Consider the following 22,253-nt stretch of genomic DNA (forward strand, 5'->3'; position numbering starts at 1 on the left):
GCCGCAGCGGATGCACTGATCAGTGATCCATTCACGTTACCTTGCCAGCCTCACGGGACTGATTTAAAGGTGCTATTCAGGATTTCCTTTGTCCTGCTTCTCATAGTGTGAGATGGTTAGCCATCTCTTGGACAAAGTTCATCGCAACTACAAGAAGTATGACAGATTGAAAATCGTGTGTCAACACCCGTTCAACCGGAACCACCGGAAGCACTCTAATAATTATACAACTTCATTGTATAATTATCCATAGTTGTTTTTACCCATACCTTATCCCACAATAAAAAAACCGCCATTTAGGCGGTTTAACTTAATAATTTATTCAGGTTTGTGAATAGGAATGCAAATTGTCATTGTTTTAGCGACTACGCAGGGACGCTAACACATCCTCCATATCAGGAGGGATCGGTCTGTTGAATTCCATGTACTCTCCAGTGGATGGATGCTTAAAGCCCAGTACCGCCGCATGCAGCGCCTGACCATCCATACGAACCCCTTTGCTGCGCCCATACATAGGGTCGCCAACCAATGGGTGTCCAATAAATTTCATGTGAACACGAATTTGGTGTGTGCGTCCTGTTTCCAATTGAAGTTCAAGCAGGGTATAATCCCCCAACCGTTCAATGACGAGAAAATGGGTGACTGCATGCTTGCTGTTACGTTCCGTCACTGTGAACAATTTACGATCACCGGAATCGCGGCCAATCGGAGCATCTACCGTTCCCTGATCGTGGCTCAAATGACCGTGAACTAAGGCGATATATTTCCGAGTCACACTATGGTCCTTAAGCTGTGCTGCAAGTGATGCGTGAGCCTGATCATTTTTAGCCGCCATCAGCAGTCCTGATGTATCCTTATCAATACGGTGAACAATACCAGGACGTAATTCCCCGTTGATGCCGGAAAGATCGTGACAGTGGTACATCAGTGCGTTAACCAATGTTCCCGAAGAGTGTCCCGGTGCAGGATGCACGACCAGACCACGTTGCTTGTTAATAACAATAACGTCCGAGTCCTCGTAAACGACATCCAACGGAATATTTTCCGGTACAATATCTACACTTTCTGGCTCCGGTACCGATAATACAATACGATCTCCTTCAGCCAGCTTGTAGTTCGCCTTGATCGCCGTACCGTTCACCAGCACGCGACCGTTTCCGATCCACAGCTGTATCTGAGAACGAGACACTTCCTTCATTTCTTCGGCGATATATTTGTCTATACGCGTTTTGGCATCCCCGGAATCGGCCGTCCATTCCAGAGATTCACCCTCCAGTTCGTCCTCATAAGACAGACCTGCGGCTTCGCCGTTTTCATTCACTTCGCTCATGCTATGACTTCCCTTCAATGCTATCATTGCCATTTCCTTTTTCCCGACGCGATTCCAGCAATGTATCCAAAATAATCAGTGCTACACCGATGACAATTGCCGAATCTGCCACATTAAAAATGGGGAACGTATAGCTTCCAAAATTAAATTGTGCAAAATCAACTACTTCCCCTGAAATAGCTCGATCCAAAAAGTTACCGACTGCTCCCCCCAGCACCAAACTTAGCGCAACAGGAAGTAGCTTCTGTCCAGCCTTGACTGTTTTTCGCAGGTACCAGACGATACCAATCACCACTACAATTGTAATCACGATAAAAAGCCAACGTTGACCTTCCAAAATCCCAAAAGCGGCTCCACGATTTCGATGGGAGGTGATTAAAAAGAAATTGCCGATGACTGGTATTTGTTCGTACAATTCCATCCGCGTAGCCACCAAATATTTGACTCCCTGATCAATCAAAAAAATAATTAGCGCAATACCAAAATAAATCACAGTCCTTCGTCACTCCGATCCGCTTATATCCGTTGTTGAACCCATTTATTGTAGCATAAGCATTCTCAGATCGTCCACGAATCCCGCAAGCTTCAAGTACAGATCATTCATAAAATGAACTCCTTCGCATTTGATTAGAATTTCCTATGTAAAAGAGGTCTTCCCGGTGCAAACTACATGGAGCATACTCGACACAACGCATGCGCATGTAAACCTAGAACAAGGAGAGGATTCCATGTCCCCATTGACGGAGCAACAATTGCAGGGCTTGCGTAACGAACTGCTGGAACGCAAAAAAGAAATTGAGCATCGTTTGCAAAACAACGACCATTACGGACTCGGCGATTCCCAACGCGACCAAACCGGCGAGCTTTCTCCTATTGATAACCACCCAGGAGACCTGGCTACCGAAACCTACGAGCGAGCCAAGGATATTTCCTTACTAGAACACGACGAATTCCAATTAGAACGCATCGAATCAGCTCTGATGGCCATGGAAAAGGGGACGTATGGCATTTGTGCCGCCAGCGGTAAACCCATTCCCTATGAGCGCCTACTGGCTGTTCCCTATACCATTTACTGTAAAGAGTACAGTCCCGAAACAGAAGTGTCTAACCGCCGCCCAGTAGAGGAAGAATTTCTCGCTCCCTCGTTCGGCAGAACGAGTCTGGATGAGCGTGATGATCAAAACGGCTTCGACGGTGAAGATGCTTGGCAGATCGTCGAAAATTGGGGTACCTCTAACACACCAGCCATGGCCGAAAGTGGAGAAATCCACAGTTATGATGATATGGAAATTGAAGCAGGCGATGATAATATGGGCTTCGTAGAGCCATACGAAAGCTTTATTGCTACTGACATTTATGGACAAAATGTATCTGTTATTCGCAGCTCCATTTATCAGCGTTATATCGAAGATGGCGAGGGCGAAGGTCTACTGGAGCCGGATACGCACGAAGACGAATCGTGAACTTCAAAGTGGAGATCGCTGCCTAATAGGTGGTAAGCTCCAATTGTCGCTGTACGATCCGTACAATATCAGCGATATAATCACCGATAATCGGCAAATTCAACGCTCCGAGCACTTGCAGCACATAAATAATGGTAGCAGCAAAAAAAGTAAAACCTAGCGCGATGCCGATTCCCCGGGAAACGCCTGATATTAGATTTAGCCAGAGTAATCGCCAAGGCTTGTTCAGCAGCAAAGCGTAATCTGCAATACGTGTCCGTTCCATCTGCTCTGACACAGCACGTATCAGCTTTTCAACACGACTTAATCGTTCAGCCTGATTACCTGTTTTGCTTTTATCTGCGGCTATGGCAGCCCCTTCTCCGTTCATCCCTCGGAGACTCCTCCCCTGTCTACGCCTTGATCGTGCCGTCATATGCACAATCCCCCTTTTCCATGGCTGCCCTGAACGCAGCAAACGAGCCGAAGCACGTAACGGAGAAAACCCGTTTCCGATGCTTAGGCTCGTTTTTATATGCTGCCTGTTATTGTATTATGGGACAGGGGGCTTGTAATTATTCCCCAATATGAACGCCGATGGTTTTACCGTTCACTTCCACATGTTCTGCCGGTTCGGCTTGACCAAATGTCACAGTAGTAACCAATACGTTCTCACGCAACACAGAGTCGAAGCTTTCGATGGCCAGACGCAGCTCATTATCTACATCCAACGTCAACGCCACATACTTTTCAATCGGCAGATCCAGTTTTTTACGATAATCCTGTACCGCACGAACCACTTCACGTACCCAGCCCTCTTGCTCCAGCTCCGGTGTAATGTCTGTGTTCAACGCTACCGTTAAGCCATAACCGGAAGCAGAAGCGAAGCCTTCTTTCGCTTTTTTCTCCACCAGCAATTCTTCGGCCGTAACTTGCAGTTCTTCACCTTCTGGAGAAGCGACGTTTAACACTCCTTTTTCTACAACAGAACGGGTATCCTCAGCAGACATTCCTTTGAAAAAGTTTTGTAGGAAACCGACATTTTTGCCGTATTTCTTGCCTGCTACTTTCAAATTCAGTTTCAGTGTAAAATCTACAAAGCCGCTATCGTCCGTCTCCACATGAATATGCTTCACGTTAATCTCATCTTTGATGATTTCCTCATAGCCACTCAGTTCAAAATCCTGATCCATGGACAGAATCAACTCGGACAACGGTTGACGCGTTTTCAAACCCGTTTCGTTGCGGACGTTACGCGCCAATTCGACGACACGGCGTGCCGTTTCCATATCTCGTTCCAGTTCCGGATCGATCAAGGATTCATTGGCAGTCGGATAATCATCCAGATGAACACTTTCCCCGTTGCTTAGGTTGAGGTAAATATCCTCTGCAAGCAGTGGTGTAAACGGCGCAAGCAGTTTGGCAGTCGTTAACAGCACTTCGGTCAGTGTACGGTATGCATCCAGCTTATCTTCTGTAAGACCATTGCCCCAGAATCGGTCGCGTGAACGACGGATATACCAGTTGCTCAGCTCATCCACAAACGATTCAATTGCTTTAGATGAGTTCAGGAAGTCATTTACAGCCAGCGCTTTGTCCACTACCAAAATGAGGCTGTTCAGACGGGACAAAATCCAACGATCCAACTTATGAGCCGATGGTTTGAACGGATGCTGTGCCGGATCAAATCCGTCGATATCCGCATACAAGGTCAGAAAAGCGTGTGTATTGACAAGCGTATCGACCAGCTTCGATTTAGCCTCGCCTACAATGCCTTTGGAGAAACGTTTGCTATTCCATGGTGCACTATCGGACAGCAATGCCCAACGGAAAGCATCTGTACCGTACTCGTCAATCACTTCCCACGGATCAATAACATTGCCCTTGGATTTAGACATTTTCTGCCCTTGCTCATCCAGTACATGGCCTGTCGCCATGACAGCTTTATAAGGAGCTTTGCCAGTCAGCATAGTCGAAACCGCAAGCAAGCTATAGAACCAGCCACGAGTCTGGTCAATTCCTTCACAGATCATATCTGCCGGAAATTGCTGCTCGAACGTTTCATTATTTTCAAAAGGATAATGATGCTGTGCAAACGGCATGGAGCCACTATCGAACCATACGTCGATTACTTCCGGTGTACGAGTCATTTCGTATTTACCGCATTGACTACGAACCTTAATATCATCTACATATGGTTTGTGCAGCTCAATGTCCGCTGGTACATCGCCAATCGCACGTTCCCTCAATTCAGCAATACTATGTGGAGCGAACTGTTCTCCAGTTTCCTCACAAACCCAGATGTTTAGTGGTGTACCCCAATAGCGATCGCGACTGATGTTCCAATCCACCAGTTCCTCCAAAAACTTGCCAAAACGTCCTTCACGTATATGCCCCGGGTACCATTCGACTTCGCTGTTGTTGGCAATCAATTGATCCTTGATCGCAGTTGTTTTGATAAACCAGCTGTCCATAGCATAGTACAATAATGGAGTGTCGCAGCGCCAGCAGAACGGATAGCTATGCTCGTATTTTTCCTTGCTGTACAGCAAGCCTTTTTCGGACAGCATTTTAACAATATCTACATCACAGTCTTTCACAAAACGGCCTGCAAAATCAGTGATTTCCTCTACATAGTTACCTTGAAGATCCACCACGTTGATAAATTCAACACCATTTTCACGGCATACCCGGTAATCATCCTCACCATGCGCCGGAGCCATATGAACGATACCTGTACCGCTGGAGTCTGTTACGAACTTCGCACCCAGAATCTGATTACCCTTTTCAACCTGAAAATACGTAAATGGCGGGGTATACGTTTGGCCAACCAGTTCTGAACCGGATAGCGTGCCAATCACTTCATGTTCGCCTTTAATTACGTCCTCAACCAGATTTTTAGCAACGATGTATACACCGTCTTCCTGCTTCACACGTGCATATTCCAGTTCAGGGTTGACGGCGAGCGCCACGTGACTCGGCAAGGTCCAAGGCGTTGTCGTCCAAGCCAGTACATATTCACCACTGCTATGCAGCTTGAATTTAGCCGTAGCGCTCAGATCCTTCACATCTTTGTAGCCCTGCGCTACTTCATGAGAACTTAGCGTCGTTTGACAATCCGGGCAATACGGACTCACACGATGACCACGATACAGCAGATCTTTTTCATGAATCGTCGCCAAAATGTTCCATACACTCTCGATATAGTTATTATCCAATGTAATGTACGGGTTATCGAGGTCTGTCCAATATCCGATCGCTTCGGTTAGATCACGCCATTGTTGCTCGTACTCAAACACGCTCGCCTTACATTTTTTAATAAACTTTTCAACACCGTATTCTTCAATTTCAGGTTTGTGGGAGATTCCCAGCTGCTTTTGTACACCCAATTCTACCGGCAAGCCATGCGTGTCCCAGCCTGCCTTACGTACGACGCGGTATCCCTTCATTGTCTGATAGCGACCGACGAAATCCTTAATTACACGGCCCAGCACGTGACCGATATGCGGTTTACCGTTAGCTGTTGGTGGGCCTTCATAAAACACAAAATTTGGCTTTCCTTCACGATTTGTGATGGATTTACGGAATGTGTCCTCCTGCTTCCATTTGCTCAGGATGCGTAGGTCACGAGACCGTGCTTTTTCTTTAACATCCACTCTGTTCATACCGTCATACTCCCTCTCTGCTCATCATTGATTTCTCTAGCATTCCTAAAAAAAGCAACAAAAAAAGCCCCATCCCTGTAAAGGGACGAGACTGTGCTCGCGTTACCACCCTGATTCCGTAAAAACAGACCATTAAAAATACAGTCTCATCACGGCTCTCTGAGCCCCACTCAACTACAGCAGGGCGCCATTATAACGCATGGCAAACGGTGATTGCTTACACACGCCATAAATCTTAAGCGCTTCAGCTCACTTCTCCGGGAGGATCTTCGGTCATGTTCTGAACGTTGGCTTGCACCGGAAGGCCAACTCTCTGAGGGACAAATCATGACGTACTCGTTCCCATCAACGAATTAAACATGTTAAATTCATCGAAATCAGCAACATCGTTGCCTTGAATAACAATCATCAGCCGACAGACGGATAATCATTGAATTCAGTATAGTATTTACAGTTATAGCCTGTTTAAAGATAAAAGTCAACCCTAACTAAGCCTGATAAAAGCTTGTCAGAAATGAAATTAGTAAATTTCTTTCATCTCACGCTCGCGCTCCAGTACTTCGCGTTCCCGGTTTTCAAGTGCTTCCCAGCCGTCTTGGCTTAACAAGTCAAGCTGTGCTTCCACCAGTGTACGAAACCGTGCTCGGTAAATCGATGCCTGCTTCTTCAGTTCTTCAACCTCCAACGCAATCTTGCGGGATTTGGACAATGCTTCATTCACAATACGGTCCGCATTTTTTTCCGCTTCCTTCACGATCAGTTGGGATTCTTTCTTGGCGTTGTTACGAACTTCATCAGCCGCTTCCTGCGCTACGATAATCGTCTTACTCAGCGTATCCTCAATCGTCGCGAAATGATCGAGCTTCTCCTGTACGTTCAACAACTCGGTGCTCAGTTCTTTATTTTCACGAATAACGCCCTCGTAATCTTTGATCACCTGATCCAAAAATTCATTAACCTGATCCTCATCATAACCGCGAAGCCGGCGGGCAAATTCCTTGTTATGTATATCCAATGGCGTTAATGGCATGCCGTCCACCTCCTATAAGATTGACAAAAAATACATTTTCCGCGTCACGACGCTCACTATCATCTATCGGTCATCATACCCCGTTTTGTGAATACTGTACAGAGCAAAATCGTTCCAGTTCTTCGCTATAGCTTAATTCTTTCGACAGAAAGCTCGTAATTCCTGCCTACAGCTATACAAACTTACCAATTTTGACACGGAATCTTCCCTTTTTTGTCATCCCGTCTGTTTCAAGCACTTTGAAACGCCCAAAACCCTGCATGGAAATAACGTCCCCCGCTTTAAGTGGAGTGGATGGATTCTCCTCCACCTTCCAATTTACCCGGCACCGCCCCGCCCGAATCGGTGTTAATATTTTACTTCGGCTTAGCTTGTACACGTCGCTGGCAATACCGTCTAGGCGCAAGGAAGCGACCGTCAGATCTAGCGCATCTAATGCAACTCCCTTCGTTCGCAGACTCGCTACAGGCAACAGTTCTGTCCATACATGAACACGATGTACCTGCTGTAAATGCATCGTCATAAAATCACCAATCTCTGAAGCTACCAATACATGGCACCCATCATCCAGTACATGAATGTCCCCGATTTTCCCACGTTTGATTCCAAGCCCCAGTAGGGCACCTAGATAATCACCGTGCTCAAGGGTACCTATTTTATGATCGTCAGATGTGATGGAAAGGACCTGAATCCCCATCTCCTCACCGTCCAAATACGAATAATCGGGCGCAATCAGCGCCCGCTTTCGTTCCGAAGCCATGTATCCGCCATCTACCCTAATCGTGACCTTGTCTTCCTTCGAAGCAAGTGTCTCCAATATGTACTGTTGGCGCGGGTCCAAAAAATCAGTCAGCTTCTGCTCATGATAAGCTCCCGCATGACTGATCCATTCGGAAGCGCGATCCACATAGTCCCGTTCATCCGGGTGAAAATGCTCATAAATCTCAGTTCGCATAACTCCTCCTAGACGAAATTACCAATTAAAGAAATCAAGCCGTATGACGCAAAACGCAGAGCAATCAGCGCAACGATGGGCGAAATATCAATCATCCCGAAGATTGGCGGTATAAATCTGCGAAAAGGAGACAAATACGGCTCCACAAACTTGGCAAGTAAATCACCAATTACACTCTCTCTGGCATTAGGAAGCCAAGATAGCAGAACATATGCAATGATCATGTACGAATAAATCTGAAATAGCCAGTAAATTACCTCGATCAAGAAAAGTTCACCTCATTCTGTTAAGTTCTTGTTCAGTGTCAGCCAGTATTTCCGTAATAGAGCCTTGAATCTCAACCGTATCTGGTGTACACAGAAAAATATTATTCCCGACCTTGGAAATACCACCACCCAGTGCATACACAGTACCACTCAAAAAATCAATAATACGCAGCGCCTGATCCTTGCGAATTCGTTGCAAATTAACTACGACGGTACGATGGGAACGGATATGGTCGGCAATTTCCTGTGCTTCATCATAAGAACGCGGCTCATACAGGACAACTTTCACATTTTTCTGTGAATGGATGCTGACAACATTAGTGCCCTTCTGGTTCTTACGTTTATCAAAGCTTGGGGTTTCAATTTCTTGATCTTCCGGCGTATTCATAACCTCTCGCTCTATAACTTCCTCTTCTTCCTGAAGCCCCAGAAAGTTCATGAACTTATTCATTACGCCCAATGGAAATCCTCCTCTCGTCCGACCAGTACGGAACCAAGCCGCAGCCAGGTCGCTCCCTCTTCAACTGCCACTTCAAAATCATTGGACATCCCCATTGACAAGTGAACGATGGGTTCTCTGGTCAAGGCTTGTCCATTTAACGTATCCCGTAATTCACGCAATCCCCGAAACACAGGCCGAGTTTTTTCCGGGTCTTCTTCATGAGGAGCCATCGTCATCAAGCCAATCACGTCCACATGCTCCAACTCGCGAATTTGTTCCAAGAAGGGGGAAACCGCCTCAGAGGACAAGCCATATTTGGACATTTCTCCAGAAATATTGACTTGCACAAAAGCTTTAACTCGCAGTCCCAGAGCGGCTGCTTTCTTGTCCAATTCCTGAGCGAGCGATAAGCGGTCAAGCGAATGTATAAATTTAAATTTTCCAATCACATCTTTAACCTTATTCGTTTGGAGATGACCAATAAAATGCCACGTTCCCCGGTCACCCAACTTGCTCCATTTATCAGCAGCATCCTGCCAGCGATTTTCGCCCACATGCTCCAAGTTGCTATCCAATACTGATGTCATTGCCACTGCCGAAACATATTTCGTGACAGCGATCACATTAACTTCATCACGCGAACGCCCGCTTCGGGCACATGCCGCTTCTACACGGGCATTCACTTCTTTAATTCGTTCCTCCAAAGACACGGGAGGACTCACCTCTCTTCCAGACCAATCCAACTCGCCATTCTTCCTGTGACGCCGCCTTCTTTGCGATATGAAAAAAACAAATCGCTACGGCTACTCGTGCATAAGGTAGTACATTCGATATGGCTCGGCAATATTCCTGCTTTCATCATAATGTGTCGATTGCATTGTTTCAAGTCAAGTAGTGTTTTTCCGTCGGTTAAGGGGAAGTAAACAGAACCTTCCCATTTATCATTACCCGGGCAATCATGCTCCAAAACCTGAATTTGGCTCATCACGTACTCATCCACCTCATAGGATTCAGAACCAATAGAAGGACCGATAGCTGCTAGTATATCAGACGGCTGAGATCCATATTCGTTCTGCATGGTCTGTACCATTTTCAATGCAATTTCCGCAACGGTTCCCTTCCAGCCTGCATGCGCCAACCCAATCACACGGCGCACTGGATCACAAAAATATAATGGTACACAGTCTGCATAAAAGGACGTCAGCAAAATGCCAGGTACATTCGTCAAAAGTCCATCTGTGTCCTGAAAAGCGGATGCACGATCCCTAAAGCCCCGCCCGCGATCAGCAGCCTTGACGACAGCAACATGATGACCATGAACCTGCTCACCGCACGTCCATGCTTCAGCAGAAAAACCAAGCTGCTCAGCAATGAGCTGCCGATTACGAATGACTTTCTCGGGGTCATCCCCTACATGAAACGCACAGTTCAGACTAGCGTAGGGCACCTCACTGACACCGCCATGACGACCTGTAAAACCCGCTGTTAATCCCTGAACCTGTCGCTCCCAAGATTGAATATATAACAACTCTGGTACGGGACGCCCGCCATCTTGCATTGGCTTTGCCCCCGTAGCCTCGGTATTCACTACAAATGGTTCCATTCATTCTCACCTCTACTGCCCAGTGTATCAAAAAGCCGCCGCCGTGTCTTCACAACACACTAAAATACGTAGATCTGCAAGTTCAGAAGCCCCTTCGGTCACTCCGCTCTTGACGTTCGATATACAACTTTTCTTCCCCTTCACCCGGCGGCTCTTGCAATCCTTCCAGTCGTACAAGCACAACATCCGAACCAATTTTCACAATGTTGCGCCACGGAATGACCAACTCGCTTCCGCCTCCAAACCAGCCCATAAAACGACTGCTGCCTGGAACCACAATGGCTTCAATTTTCCCCTGCCGCACGTCAATCTCCAAATCACTGATTTGTCCCAGGCGTCGTCCATCTACAATGTTAATGACATCCTTGGTTTGAAACTCGGAAATTTTCATTGCTCTTACTGACGTTTCCGGTGCACTCACACGCATCACATCCTTTATTTCACTATATGAGCGGAAGAGCCCAAAAAATGTCCTGTAAACGCAAAAACGATCCAAGTAGGATCGTTTTTATCGTTGGATCATTCAAGCATTCATTTCATTAGGACTTTACATGTTTTTGCATTTGCTGTATAGCCGACTTCTCTAATCTTGAAACCTGGGCTTGAGAGATACCGATTTCGTCGGCAACCTCCATTTGCGTCTTTCCTTCATAAAAACGCATAGACAATATCATCTTTTCACGCTGGCCCAGGCGATGCATCGCTTCCCGCAGAGCGATTTCCTCAATCCATGAGACGTCTTTATTTCTGTCATCACTGATCTGATCCATCACATAGATTGGGTCGCCCCCGTCGTGATATATCGGCTCGAACAGCGAAACCGGATCCTGAATCGCATCCAACGCGAACACAACGTCTTCTTTAGGCACATTCAGTGCCTCTGAAATTTCAAAAATCGTTGGTTCTCGCGAGTTCAGATTCGTCAGACTGTCCCGCACCTGAAGCGCCTTATATGCAATATCCCGTAACGAACGAGACACACGGATCGGATTGTTATCCCGCAAATAACGGCGGATCTCTCCGATAATCATCGGCACCGCATAAGTGGAGAACTTTACGTTTTGCGAAAGGTCAAAATTATCAATCGCCTTCATTAGGCCGATACATCCTACCTGAAACAAATCGTCCACAAACTCTCCCCGATTGTTAAATCGTTGAATCACACTCAGGACGAGCCGGAGATTGCCGTTGACCAATTTTTCTCTGGCTGATCGTTCATTATTTTGCTGAAGTGATGTGAACAACTCGCGCATTTCTGCATTGGTTAATACCGGCAGTTTGGCGGTATCCACACCGCAAATTTCCACTTTGTTTCGGGTCATCGTGTCTTACCTCCCAAGGAGCAACATTAATGTACATTATCTCCTGAGGGCATTTTTTTATTCGCCGTTTCCATCGCTTCCGGATATACCCATGCATTATACCATTTTATTAAATTCTTTTCGTAAGCGCTTTATAATTCGCTTTTCCAGACGCGAAATATACGATTGCGAGATACCCAACAGGTCAGCAACATCCTTCTGTGTCTTCTCCTCTCCGTCTTGTAAGCCGAAGCGCAGCTCCATAATCAAACGCTCTCGATCCGTCAATTTATCCAGTGCCTTATGCAATAATTTACGGTCCACCTGCTCCTCAATATTACGGTAAATGGTATCATTTTCTGTGCCCATCACATCAGAAAGCAACAACTCGTTACCATCCCAGTCAATATTCAGAGGCTCATCAAAAGAAACTTCCGTTCTCGTTTTACTATTGCGACGCAAATACATCAAAATCTCATTCTCAATGCATCGAGAGGCGTATGTGGCAAGTTTGATTTTCTTCTCCGGATCAAAAGTGTTAACCGCTTTGATTAGTCCAATAGCACCGATGGATACGAGATCCTCAATGTTGATGCCCGTATTCTCAAATTTACGGGCAATATATACGACTAATCGCAAATTTCTTTCGATTAGCATCGACCGTACTGCTGCATCTCCAGAAGAAAGTTTTCCCAGCAAATATTCTTCTTCGTCTCTCGTCAGCGGCGGGGGGAGCGCCTCGCTGCCGCCAATATAATAAATTTCTTCACTTTTTAGCCCAAATAAAAATAAAATACGATAATATTGCAATTGCAATGCTAACCTAATTTTCATCTTCAATTTCATCTGTTCCCGCATATCATTCTCCCCCTTTTGAAAATAGTGCAATTCCAGCTGTGCTCCGCCCATTTCACCATTGGATATTTCTCGTCGCCTTCAGACATCATTTTGTGTTTATGCTCCGTCATCCTGATTCTGTAAAATGCTCACCAATATGTGCATCTTGTTTCTGGTTGGTATCAGCACTGCCCTCTTCTTGTGCCGTCACATCCGGGTGGATGATGGCGCGATACTTACCCTCTGCCGACAATGTTCCCCCATCCAAGCCAATCAACACTCGATGATGTACAAAATGAACCCCATTCATCACCACCTCTACCCGGTCTGGTTTAAGGGCCAGCATAAAGGAATGATTGCGGTTAATTCCACGATAGGGGACGAGGCGAACACGATCCTGCCAGCTAAACGATTCGTCCCCCAGTTCCATCACCAGTTGGTCAGCATTACCCTCAGAACATTTTCGGAGCCAGGAGGCGGGCAAATGCGATTCCCACAAGGCCGCCTCCATGACCATCACGGGGGTTCGGGTCAAAGGATCATAGAGCTGATTACCTGTATCCAACAAGCCTGTACACTCAATATGATCCTGCCCAATCCATACCTGCACTTGTCCCAAAAACCCACTCATCCTTTCTGTGCGCTGCTTTGAGGACTGCACAATACGAAAGAAAAGCATCACTCCGCCAAATGCGCATAAAATAAACCAGAATGCGATTTTGAGTTCAAAGGACATTCCACCCGAAGCGGTGTACCAGATGCCGTTAAACAATTCCCCCGTATTTTGGAGAAAATAATGCATCCCCAAAATGCCACCTGCAGCTACAAAATTGATCATGTAAAAAGCACCCATTGTACGAAGATACTTTTGCATGCTGCCAAATCCAAAAGCCACCAGCAGCATTATGACCGATAATGCCAGTTTGATCAGGAACGTAAATAAAAAGGACAATTCCGGCACAAACATCATGACCACATACATTGCGCCGATTCCAGCTGAAGTCATCAACCTCCACCACACTGGACGGATTTTTCTCATCCAGGCGGTGACCATCAGCAACACAGCATCAATGAACAAATTGGCCAAAAAAATCAAGTCGATATAAACAACCAAGGCTTCACCCGCCCAGCGTTTGCAGGATAGGATTAAGTATAGTAGTCATGCTGTTCAAAGTCTGTCTAACGGTGGGGACGGTGACCGACTAATTTTGTCGGAAAGAGGAGAAGCGCCTGAACTGCAGGACACGGAAAACAGAAAGAAGCCCGCATCTCCAGGGAGAATGCGGGCAATCCGAATTGAAACTAGTTATCGTTATTATTATTGCGCGAACGGTTACGTAAGAATGTAGGAATGTCTAATTGGTCACTGCTTTGAGTGTTACCAAATGGACGCAAGTTAGGAGAGCCTTTCTCCGCCGATTCGGAAGTAGCCGGGTTGGCTGCCGGTTTACGTCCCGGTGCCGGTTGACTTGGCTTGCCTTCAAAGCCAGTGGCAATGACGGTAACCTTGATCTCTTCTTTCAACTCTTCGTCAATGATAGCACCGAAAATCATGTTTACTTCCGGATCGGAAGCCGATGTTACAATTTCAGCTGCCTCATTAACCTCATACAAAGACAGGTTGTTGCCGCCAGTGATGTTCATAATCACACCACGAGCACCTTCAATGGATGTCTCCAACAACGGGCTCATGATAGCCTTGCGTGCTGCTTCAGCCGCACGATTTTCACCAGTTGCTTCGCCAATCCCCATCAAAGCGGAGCCACGCTCCGTCATGATCGTCTTAACGTCAGCAAAGTCGAGGTTGATTAGACCCGGTACAGCGATCAAATCTGAAATACCTTGAACCGCCTGACGCAGAACATTGTCTGCTTCACGGAATGCTTCCAACATTGGGGTTTTCTTGTCCACAATTTCAAGCAAACGGTCATTCGGGATTACAATCAAAGTGTCTACTTTTTCTTTTAATCCTTCAATACCAAGTTCAGCTTGATTGGAACGCTTACGACCTTCAAACGTGAATGGTCGGGTTACCACGCCTACAGTCAGCGCGCCGCATTCCTTGGCAATTTCAGCAATGACAGGAGCCGCTCCGGTTCCAGTACCGCCACCCATTCCCGCCGTTACGAATACCATATCCGCACCTTTGAGCGTATTCATAATGAGCTCACGCGACTCTTCAGCCGCTTTTTTACCCACATCGGGGTTAGCGCCGGCACCCAGACCGCGGGTCAGCTTATCCCCAATTTGAAGCTTATGCTCAGACTTTGCTAAATGAAGTGCCTGGGCATCTGTATTGACTGTAATGAACTCCACACCCTGAACACCATTTTCGATCATTCGGTTAACCGCATTGCTGCCGCCGCCTCCGACGCCGATCACTTTAATTTGAGCCAAGCTCTCCATTTCAAAATCAAATTCCAACATACTATTCCATCTCCCCCTCAATGTGCATGGATGGCCCGTCCATGATTGGCATAATTAGCAATGAACGTTATATAAATTCACTGAACATATTTTTCAAGCGTTCAATCAACCCCTGCTTTTGCTCGCCTTCCGTGGCGGGACTACTGCTTTTGGTTCGGTTAGTCGGCTTCTTGGTACTTCCGCCACTGTTGCTAACGCTAGTCGATCTTCCGCGATAGTAACGAATAGCATTATGCAAGATTCCAACTCCGCTCGTGTAGCCCGGATCCCTTACACCGATAAAATCAGGTACGGCGATCCTTACGGAAGCGGCCAGTTCGCTTTGTGCCACCTGAAGTACACCAGGCATGGAGACGGTGCCTCCGGTAAGTATATAACCTCCCGGAAGCTCTGTGTAACCCAAGCGCTTAACTTCCGCCTGAATGAGTTGAAAAATTTCCTGCACTCTCGGCTCAATAATAGCAGCCAAATCCTGCTGGTTGAATTCCTTATCCACATTACTGCCGATACGCGTCACTTTAAAGACGACATCGGCTGCCGCATCATCATACCATGCGCAGCCGTATTTAAGCTTTACTTTTTCGGCTTGATCGGTAAGGGTTCTCAGTCCGTAGGCAATATCATTGGTTACAAATTCTCCACCAATCGGAAGTGTTGATGTGGCAACAATCGTTCCTTCCTGGAAAATGGCAACATTCGTAGATCCTGCACCAATATCCACCAGCACTGAACCCATCACCTTTTCATCCTTCGAAAGAGACAATTGTCCGGCTCCAAGAGGCAGCAAGACCAGATCTTTAATCCTCAAGCCGGCTTTCTCAACGCAGCGCAACAGATTATGTATCGGGGTCTTGCCTCCAGTAACAATCGTAGCCTCTACTTCGAGACGAACTCCAATCATACCGCGAGGGTCCTGAATGCCTTCAAGGCCATCCACGACATACTGCTTGGCTACCACGTCAATAATTTCTCTCTCCGGTGGTACGGCAATAACCTCAGCTGCCTTCAGTACACGCTCAATGTCCTCCTCACCGATTTCACGGTCCTCGTTGGACACGGCTACTACGCCATGACTATTTTGCAGGCCAATATGATTGCCTGAAATCCCCACATACACTTCTGTTATTTGAATACCAACCATGCGTTCTGCGTGATCCACGGCGTTACGGATTGATTGCACGGTTTGATCAATGTCTACAATTGCACCTTTGCGAATCCCTTCCGAGTCGGCAGATCCAACTCCAATAATATTAAAGGTTCCATTATTCATTTCCCCAATAATAGCCCGAACTTTGGATGTACCGATGTCCAAACTAACAATGATGTCATTGTTGCTCAAGTCTGTGGCACCTCCTGACTCCAAAATGAATTTCGTTCTTTAAACACACTCTGTACATATTCAACAAACTCCATGCTTTCCCTCTTTTTTCTACAAATTTTTTAGAAGCCAATTTATGGTTGCAGTCACATAAAAATTTGAAGAAAAAAGAAGGAGGCAAGTCTATTACCCATAAAATCAATTCTAGCATTTTTTCACATCACTGAGTAGTATCTTTTTCTTGGCCCTCTTCACTCGTATCCGGTTTGAACGGAACGTAGGAATCCGCCTCCAACATGGTGATCAAACCTGGATCTTCTGTTTCTAGCACCTGGTTCAAATAGCTGATTTTAGAATTCAGTAGAGAAACAGTTGTAATAACCTCAAACTGGGAACGTGTGTACATTTTGATGCGATCCGGAAAAGAAGGAATCGGTGCGGGAATGATTTCCGAAATATCGGCTGTCCATTCCCCCGGAATGCGCGATAAAGCATCACACAGCTTCGCTTTGTACGGATCATCAGATTTCCATTTAGTCAAAATAGGCTTCTCAACAGCTATTCCGCTACTTCCCACGCTCACGCTTGTCCCATTCGCTAGAATAGCACGAAGGCTCCCATCACTCTGCAACTCGTAAGCGACCGTAGCAAACTCTTTAATGTGAATAGCAATAATACCCGGAAACTGCTTGTCCACTGTGACTTGCTGTATCGATTGAATTTCCCGCAGCTTCTCAGAGATGTCGGATGAACTGACTCCGAAATACTGGTCTCCAACAGCCAGACCGCTTCGATTAAGAAGCTGATCTCGGGTCGAAAATACATTACCATCAAAACGAATTTCAGAAACCCGACTCAACGAAGAACGGAAAAAGAGAACAGCGAGCAGTACGATAAACAACAAAATGAGAAGAATAGCAATCTTCCGGCTTGTTCTTTTTTTCGTTCTGTTCTTTTTAAGAACAGGTATTTGAGCATTTGGCATAGCTTCTCTCCACAAAAGCCTTTTGTCCCCCCGTTAACGGAGGGACATTACAGGCATTAATTTACGAAATCCAGGTGCTCCGGCACCGGAGACTGACGGCTCATTCGGGCACCCAGTCCCTGGAAAAGACGTTCGATCCGGTCATACCCTCTGTCAATATGATGAACCTGCTCGACAATAGTACGTCCTTGAGCCGCTAGACCCGCTATGACCAGCGCTGCCCCTGCCCGCAGATCGGTAGCCTCTACCGTAGCCCCGTACAGACGAGAAACTCCTCTTATAAAAGCAGCATTTGCATCAACCGTAATATCAGCACCCATTACATTTAGTTCATCCACATGTTTGAATCGGCTTTCGAAGACGGTCTCTTTCATGACACTAAATCCGTCCGCCAAAGAAAGCAGAACCATGACCTGAGATTGCAAATCTGTCGGAAAAGACGGGTAAGGGGAGGTAACGATCCTCTCCACTGCTTTAGGACGACTCATACAACTTACGGTCATTATATCATTCAAGATGCCGATTTGAACACCAGCCCGCCTGAGGACGTGAATCAGAGCAGACAAGTGGGATGGATTGCAGTGGGTCAGCGACACACTTCCTCGTGTAGCTGCAGCTGCAATCATAACCGTTCCAGCTACTATGCGGTCAGGAATGACCTCATACGTACACGGATTGAGGCGGCTGACCCCCGTGATTGTAATCGTGTCGGTTCCAGCACCAATAATACGGGCTCCCATGGCATTCAAGAAGTTTTGCAGATCCTGAATCTCCGGTTCCCTCGCTGCATTGGTGATCGTTGTTCGTCCTTCAGCCAACGCAGCGGCCATCATAATATTTTCCGTTGCACCTACACTCGGGAAATCCATGTGGATGTCCGAGCCGATTAGCTTGTGGGCTCGAAACGTAATTTGCTCGTCTTTTTCCTCTATCTCTGCGCCAAGAGCTTTTAAGCCCTCTAGGTGAAGATCAATTTTGCGCTCGCCTATGGCGCAGCCTCCGGGCTGGTAAATGGAAACTTCTCCATATCTGGCGAGCAGCGGTCCCATCAGAAAGATAGATGAGCGCATTTGCTTCATCAAATCTTCCGGAATTTGGAACGTTCGGACGGACGACGTATCCACGTATACCGTTTCCTCTTCATGTCGGCATGTACAGCCGAGTCTTTCAAGGATGCGCAGCATGACCTTAATGTCTAAAAGATGGGGCACATTCCGAATTTCTACCTTACCTTGTGCAAGTAAGCTCGCTGCAAGAATAGGTAGTGCCGCATTTTTTGCCCCATGGATACGTATGGTGCCTGACAGGGGACGGCCTCCCTCAATCACCAATTTGTCCAATGTATCACCTCCGAGTTTACCGCTCACCCACTACGAAAACCTCCGGAACTAGCTTGATGCCGGTTTGAGATGATATTGTACTTTGAATATGCTTCATTAGGGTAAGCACGTCCTCTGCTGTCGCTTGACCGGTATTTACAATGAAATTGGCATGCTGTACAGATACCTCAGCGCCTCCCGCCTTCAAGCCCTTGAGACCTGCGCTCTCAATAAGACGAGCAGCATAGTCACCTGGAGGATTACGGAACACGCTTCCTGCACAAGCTAACTGTAGCGGCTGGGTCAGCCGACGGCGGTCTTTAAAAGCCGCAAGCGCTGATGAAATTTCCTCCCGATCGCCCCGCTTCATCCGAAACACTGCCTCTGTCACCATTCCACGTTGCTCATGCAACACGGAGTGACGATAGCTGAAATGCATATTGTCAGCATCGTACACAGCCAATTCCCCTGTATCCAGCACAATCTCAGCGGACTGGAATATTTGTGACACATCAGACCCATGGGCACCGGCGTTCATGTAGACAGCCCCACCGACTGATCCTGGGATACCACCAGCAAATTCAAGACCGGACAGGCCCTGCTTGCTGGCCATAACGCACAGTTTGACCAGTGAAACGCCTCCTCCAGCAACGATCTGTTCATCCTCAAAATGAACATAATCAAAGCCTGGCCCCAGCTTGATCACAAGTCCCCGTATCCCTTTGTCAGAGACGAGCATGTTGGAGCCCCGCCCCAACTGCATCCAGGGAATTCCGTGCTCGCTAGCCAGCTTCAAAACTCTTGCCAGCTGCTCTTTGGTATCCGGGATGACAAGTGCATCCGCAGGGCCTCCAATCTTCCATGTCGTATATTTGGACAGCGGCTCATGCTCCAGCACTTTTCCGATATCATGCTCCGCTAATAATGGCATCCATTGCTGCATTGTACTGAAACCTCCTTGTTGCTTGCCCCGCATGGTTATAAGGCTCTCACCTGACAACCGGCAGCCTGAGTGATGGTCACAATCTATAGGGTATCCTATGTAAATACCATCCGGTGTGTGACAACCGCCCAATTCTGCGCTGCAGACTACCTTTTATGGGCAAGACGTTCCATTTCTTTTACTAAAATATCTGCTGAGTCAGGCTTGCCGAGCGCAGACGCCGACTCTGCCATGCGACTTCGCCGTGCCTCATCCTTCATAATTCCCGCTATAGATTGAAACAGAGCCGGACCACTCAGTTCCTTTTCTACAATCATGACGGATGCGCCTGCCTTTTCAAGTGTACGAGCATTAGCCTCCTGATGGTTATTCGTCACATTAGGTGATGGGATCAGAATAGACGGAATGCCCAACGATGTGATCTCTGCCAAGAAGGAAGCACCTGCGCGATTAACAATTAATGAGGTACAAGCCAGCACCTCTGGCATATTGTGAATATAGGGAAGCACATGTAGATGATTGGGCAATGAGCCGATCTGATTCCGTATGCTATCCAGCGTTTGCTCATAATAAGATTCACCGGTTACATATACAAAATGGACGTCTTTCAGTTGCGAAAGTTGCGGAGCCATTGCAATCATGGCGTCATTAATGGCCTTCGCTCCCCTGCTGCCACCGACCACAAGGACGACCGAACTGTTCATCGGAACCCCAATTGTAGCAAATCCCCGATCCCGGTTAGCCAAACGAACTGTTGTAGCACGCGGGTTCCCAGTGTACAGTACATTTTTAGCTTTGGGGAAAGCTCCTTCTGAGCCTTCAAAGCTAACAGCCACTGTATCCACATAGCGACTCAGAAATGTATTAGTCAACCCTGGAATTGCATTTTGCTCATGAATAATGCTGGGAATTCCCAACTTGGAAGCTGCATAAACGACGGGTCCGCATACATATCCCCCAGTGCCAATAACGACATCTGGCTTAAATTTCTTTAATAATGCTTTGGATCTGCGAACCCCTTTGAAAAAGCGCATGATCGTTTTTATATTTTCCACAGACAAGCTGCGGCGAAATCCTGTGATATCAATAGCCTCAAATGGAATTTTTTCCTGAGGAACCAACTTGCTTTCGAGTCCTCGTTGACCGCCAATATATAAAAATTCAGCGTCCGGATCAATCTCTTCGCACTGTCTGGCTACGGCTAGCGCCGGATAAATATGCCCTCCGGTGCCGCCGCCGCTCAACACGACGCGCATAAACGTTCACCTCGCATAACGTGATAAATTTAGTAAAATGCCCAGAGCTGTTAGCATTAAGGTCAGAGAAGAACCTCCATAGCTGATTAAGGGCAGTGTTATTCCTGTCACCGGCATTAAACCGATAACGACACCAATATTAATGACGACCTGTACGGCGACCATTGCGACAATACCGACCGCAAGCAAACTGCCATAGGTATCCGGAATAGTTATAGCGACACGCATTCCTCTCCATACGAGAACCAAAAAGAGCCCCAGCACCGTCATTCCACCGATAAAGCCAAGCTCCTCCGCCAAAATGGAAAAAATAAAATCAGTTTGCGGCTCAGGAACGTAGCTATATTTTTGTCGACTCATGCCGAGTCCCAAGCCCGCCAGCCCGCCAGGACCAATCGCATATAGCGATTGAATAATTTGATAGCCTGCGCCAAGCGGATCGGACCAAGGGTCCAGAAAAGCGGTGATGCGCTGGAGTCGATAAGGCGCGGCTGCAATCAGTGCAGCAAACCCTGCTGCTCCCGACAGAGCCAGCAGACCGAGATGCTTCATACGCGCGCCTGCCGTAAATACGATGAGCATGGACGCTCCCATCATTACCGTGCCTGTGCCCAAATCGGGCTGGAGCATAATAAGCCCAAAAGCCAGTCCCATAAGTCCAAGCGGGGGCAACAGGCCGCGCGTAAAAGAGCTAATATCATAGTCAGGACGACTGAGCCAACGAGCGAGAAAAAGAATCATACCCAGCTTCATAAACTCGGAAGGCTGAATGCCGAAAGAGCTAATACCGAGCCAGCTTCGTGCCCCTCCTCTTACTACACCAATGCCGGGAATTAATACGGCAACCAGCAGCGCTAGACAGATCAACAACACGACCTTGGCATATTTCTGCCAGATCCGGTAGTCCGTTCTGGCAGTAAAGTACATCGCTACAAGGCCGAGCCCTGCAAACAGCAATTGCCGCTTTACAAAATAGTAGGAGTCCCCGTACTCGTGAAAAGCGAGGACGGCGCCCGCACTGTATACCATAACCATGCCGATGGCTAATAAGCTTACAATACAAACGAAAAGCCATAGATCCGGCGCTGGACGAGATTGCTTCATCAGGAGGCCACCCCTTGCATAAAAGTAGGG

22 protein-coding genes and 1 other annotated feature are annotated in these 22,253 nt (G+C 47.1%); of the genes, 1 reads left to right on the top strand and 21 read right to left on the bottom strand.

Annotated elements, in window-relative coordinates; genetic code table 11:
• Positions 1-358 precede the first annotated feature (358 nt).
• Entirely contained in the window at positions 359-1,330 is a 972-nt protein-coding gene (locus ACWGXJ_RS16315; RefSeq protein ID WP_069289976.1) for an RluA family pseudouridine synthase, read from the bottom strand.
• 1 nt (position 1,331) lies between these two features.
• Positions 1,332-1,823, bottom strand: coding sequence for a signal peptidase II (lspA, locus tag ACWGXJ_RS16320; RefSeq protein WP_023989430.1), 492 nt, complete (start codon positions 1,821-1,823; stop codon positions 1,332-1,334).
• Between the two features lie 235 nt (positions 1,824-2,058).
• Here lspA and ACWGXJ_RS16325 point away from each other — a divergent pair, with 235 nt between their 5' ends.
• Positions 2,059-2,793, top strand: coding sequence for a TraR/DksA C4-type zinc finger protein (locus tag ACWGXJ_RS16325; RefSeq protein WP_069289977.1), 735 nt, complete (start codon positions 2,059-2,061; stop codon positions 2,791-2,793).
• Positions 2,794-2,815: 22 nt separating this feature from the next.
• Here the strand turns inward: ACWGXJ_RS16325 and ACWGXJ_RS16330 are convergent, their stop codons facing one another.
• From ACWGXJ_RS16330 to spoVE, 19 genes are all read right to left on the bottom strand, one after another.
• A complete protein-coding gene (locus tag ACWGXJ_RS16330; RefSeq protein ID WP_069289978.1) occupies positions 2,816-3,163 on the bottom strand; it encodes a DUF5665 domain-containing protein in 348 nt (115 codons plus the stop codon).
• Positions 3,164-3,347: 184 nt separating this feature from the next.
• Positions 3,348-6,437 carry an isoleucine--tRNA ligase gene (gene ileS, locus ACWGXJ_RS16335; protein WP_235309394.1) on the bottom strand — a complete coding sequence of 1,030 codons (3,090 nt, stop codon included), beginning with the start codon at positions 6,435-6,437 and terminating at the stop codon, positions 3,348-3,350.
• Positions 6,438-6,515: 78 nt separating this feature from the next.
• Positions 6,516-6,795: a binding site (T-box leader), on the bottom strand.
• A 162-nt stretch (positions 6,796-6,957) separates the two neighbouring features.
• Entirely contained in the window at positions 6,958-7,467 is a 510-nt protein-coding gene (locus ACWGXJ_RS16340; RefSeq protein WP_023989434.1) for a DivIVA domain-containing protein, read from the bottom strand.
• Between the two features lie 172 nt (positions 7,468-7,639).
• Positions 7,640-8,422, bottom strand: coding sequence for a YlmH family RNA-binding protein (locus ACWGXJ_RS16345; RefSeq protein ID WP_452567167.1), 783 nt, complete (start codon positions 8,420-8,422; stop codon positions 7,640-7,642).
• Positions 8,423-8,430: 8 nt separating this feature from the next.
• Positions 8,431-8,688, bottom strand: a complete 258-nt coding sequence (locus ACWGXJ_RS16350; protein ID WP_023989436.1) for a YggT family protein — start codon at positions 8,686-8,688, stop codon at positions 8,431-8,433.
• A 7-nt stretch (positions 8,689-8,695) separates the two neighbouring features.
• Complete coding sequence (locus ACWGXJ_RS16355) at positions 8,696-9,148, bottom strand: cell division protein SepF (RefSeq protein WP_013311078.1); 453 nt, start codon at positions 9,146-9,148, stop codon at positions 8,696-8,698.
• Positions 9,139-9,840, bottom strand: a complete 702-nt coding sequence (locus ACWGXJ_RS16360) for a YggS family pyridoxal phosphate-dependent enzyme (RefSeq protein ID WP_452567168.1) — start codon at positions 9,838-9,840, stop codon at positions 9,139-9,141. The genes ACWGXJ_RS16355 and ACWGXJ_RS16360 overlap by 10 nt, the downstream gene beginning before the upstream one ends.
• 8 nt (positions 9,841-9,848) lie before the next feature.
• A complete protein-coding gene (gene pgeF / locus ACWGXJ_RS16365) occupies positions 9,849-10,733 on the bottom strand; it encodes a peptidoglycan editing factor PgeF (RefSeq protein WP_452567169.1) in 885 nt (294 codons plus the stop codon).
• Between the two features lie 82 nt (positions 10,734-10,815).
• Positions 10,816-11,160 carry a YlmC/YmxH family sporulation protein gene (locus ACWGXJ_RS16370; protein ID WP_172828260.1) on the bottom strand — a complete coding sequence of 115 codons (345 nt, stop codon included), beginning with the start codon at positions 11,158-11,160 and terminating at the stop codon, positions 10,816-10,818.
• A 112-nt stretch (positions 11,161-11,272) separates the two neighbouring features.
• Positions 11,273-12,055, bottom strand: coding sequence for an RNA polymerase sporulation sigma factor SigG (gene sigG / locus ACWGXJ_RS16375; protein ID WP_007431182.1), 783 nt, complete (start codon positions 12,053-12,055; stop codon positions 11,273-11,275).
• Positions 12,056-12,151: 96 nt separating this feature from the next.
• Positions 12,152-12,892 carry an RNA polymerase sporulation sigma factor SigE gene (gene sigE / locus ACWGXJ_RS16380; protein WP_013311082.1) on the bottom strand — a complete coding sequence of 247 codons (741 nt, stop codon included), beginning with the start codon at positions 12,890-12,892 and terminating at the stop codon, positions 12,152-12,154.
• A 106-nt stretch (positions 12,893-12,998) separates the two neighbouring features.
• Positions 12,999-13,985 (bottom strand): sigma-E processing peptidase SpoIIGA, encoded by a 987-nt coding sequence (spoIIGA, locus tag ACWGXJ_RS16385; RefSeq protein ID WP_069289984.1) that lies wholly within the window; start codon positions 13,983-13,985, stop codon positions 12,999-13,001.
• Positions 13,986-14,173: 188 nt separating this feature from the next.
• Positions 14,174-15,298 carry a cell division protein FtsZ gene (ftsZ, locus tag ACWGXJ_RS16390; RefSeq protein WP_013311084.1) on the bottom strand — a complete coding sequence of 375 codons (1,125 nt, stop codon included), beginning with the start codon at positions 15,296-15,298 and terminating at the stop codon, positions 14,174-14,176.
• A 67-nt stretch (positions 15,299-15,365) separates the two neighbouring features.
• On the bottom strand, positions 15,366-16,637 hold the full coding sequence (ftsA, locus tag ACWGXJ_RS16395) for a cell division protein FtsA (RefSeq protein ID WP_250268825.1): 1,272 nt from the start codon (positions 16,635-16,637) through the stop codon (positions 15,366-15,368).
• 199 nt (positions 16,638-16,836) lie between these two features.
• Entirely contained in the window at positions 16,837-17,601 is a 765-nt protein-coding gene (locus ACWGXJ_RS16400; RefSeq protein ID WP_061828510.1) for a cell division protein FtsQ/DivIB, read from the bottom strand.
• A gap of 56 nt (positions 17,602-17,657) precedes the next feature.
• Entirely contained in the window at positions 17,658-18,968 is a 1,311-nt protein-coding gene (gene murA, locus ACWGXJ_RS16405) for a UDP-N-acetylglucosamine 1-carboxyvinyltransferase (protein ID WP_196765425.1), read from the bottom strand.
• On the bottom strand, positions 18,958-19,863 hold the full coding sequence (murB, locus tag ACWGXJ_RS16410; protein ID WP_061828511.1) for a UDP-N-acetylmuramate dehydrogenase: 906 nt from the start codon (positions 19,861-19,863) through the stop codon (positions 18,958-18,960). The genes murA and murB overlap by 11 nt, the downstream gene beginning before the upstream one ends.
• Positions 19,864-20,009: 146 nt before the next feature.
• Positions 20,010-21,119, bottom strand: a complete 1,110-nt coding sequence (gene murG / locus ACWGXJ_RS16415; RefSeq protein WP_061828512.1) for an undecaprenyldiphospho-muramoylpentapeptide beta-N-acetylglucosaminyltransferase — start codon at positions 21,117-21,119, stop codon at positions 20,010-20,012.
• Between the two features lie 6 nt (positions 21,120-21,125).
• Positions 21,126-22,223, bottom strand: a complete 1,098-nt coding sequence (spoVE, locus tag ACWGXJ_RS16420) for a stage V sporulation protein E (protein ID WP_061828513.1) — start codon at positions 22,221-22,223, stop codon at positions 21,126-21,128.
• Positions 22,224-22,253 lie beyond the last annotated feature (30 nt).

Source organism: Paenibacillus sp. S33 (assembly GCF_053615415.1).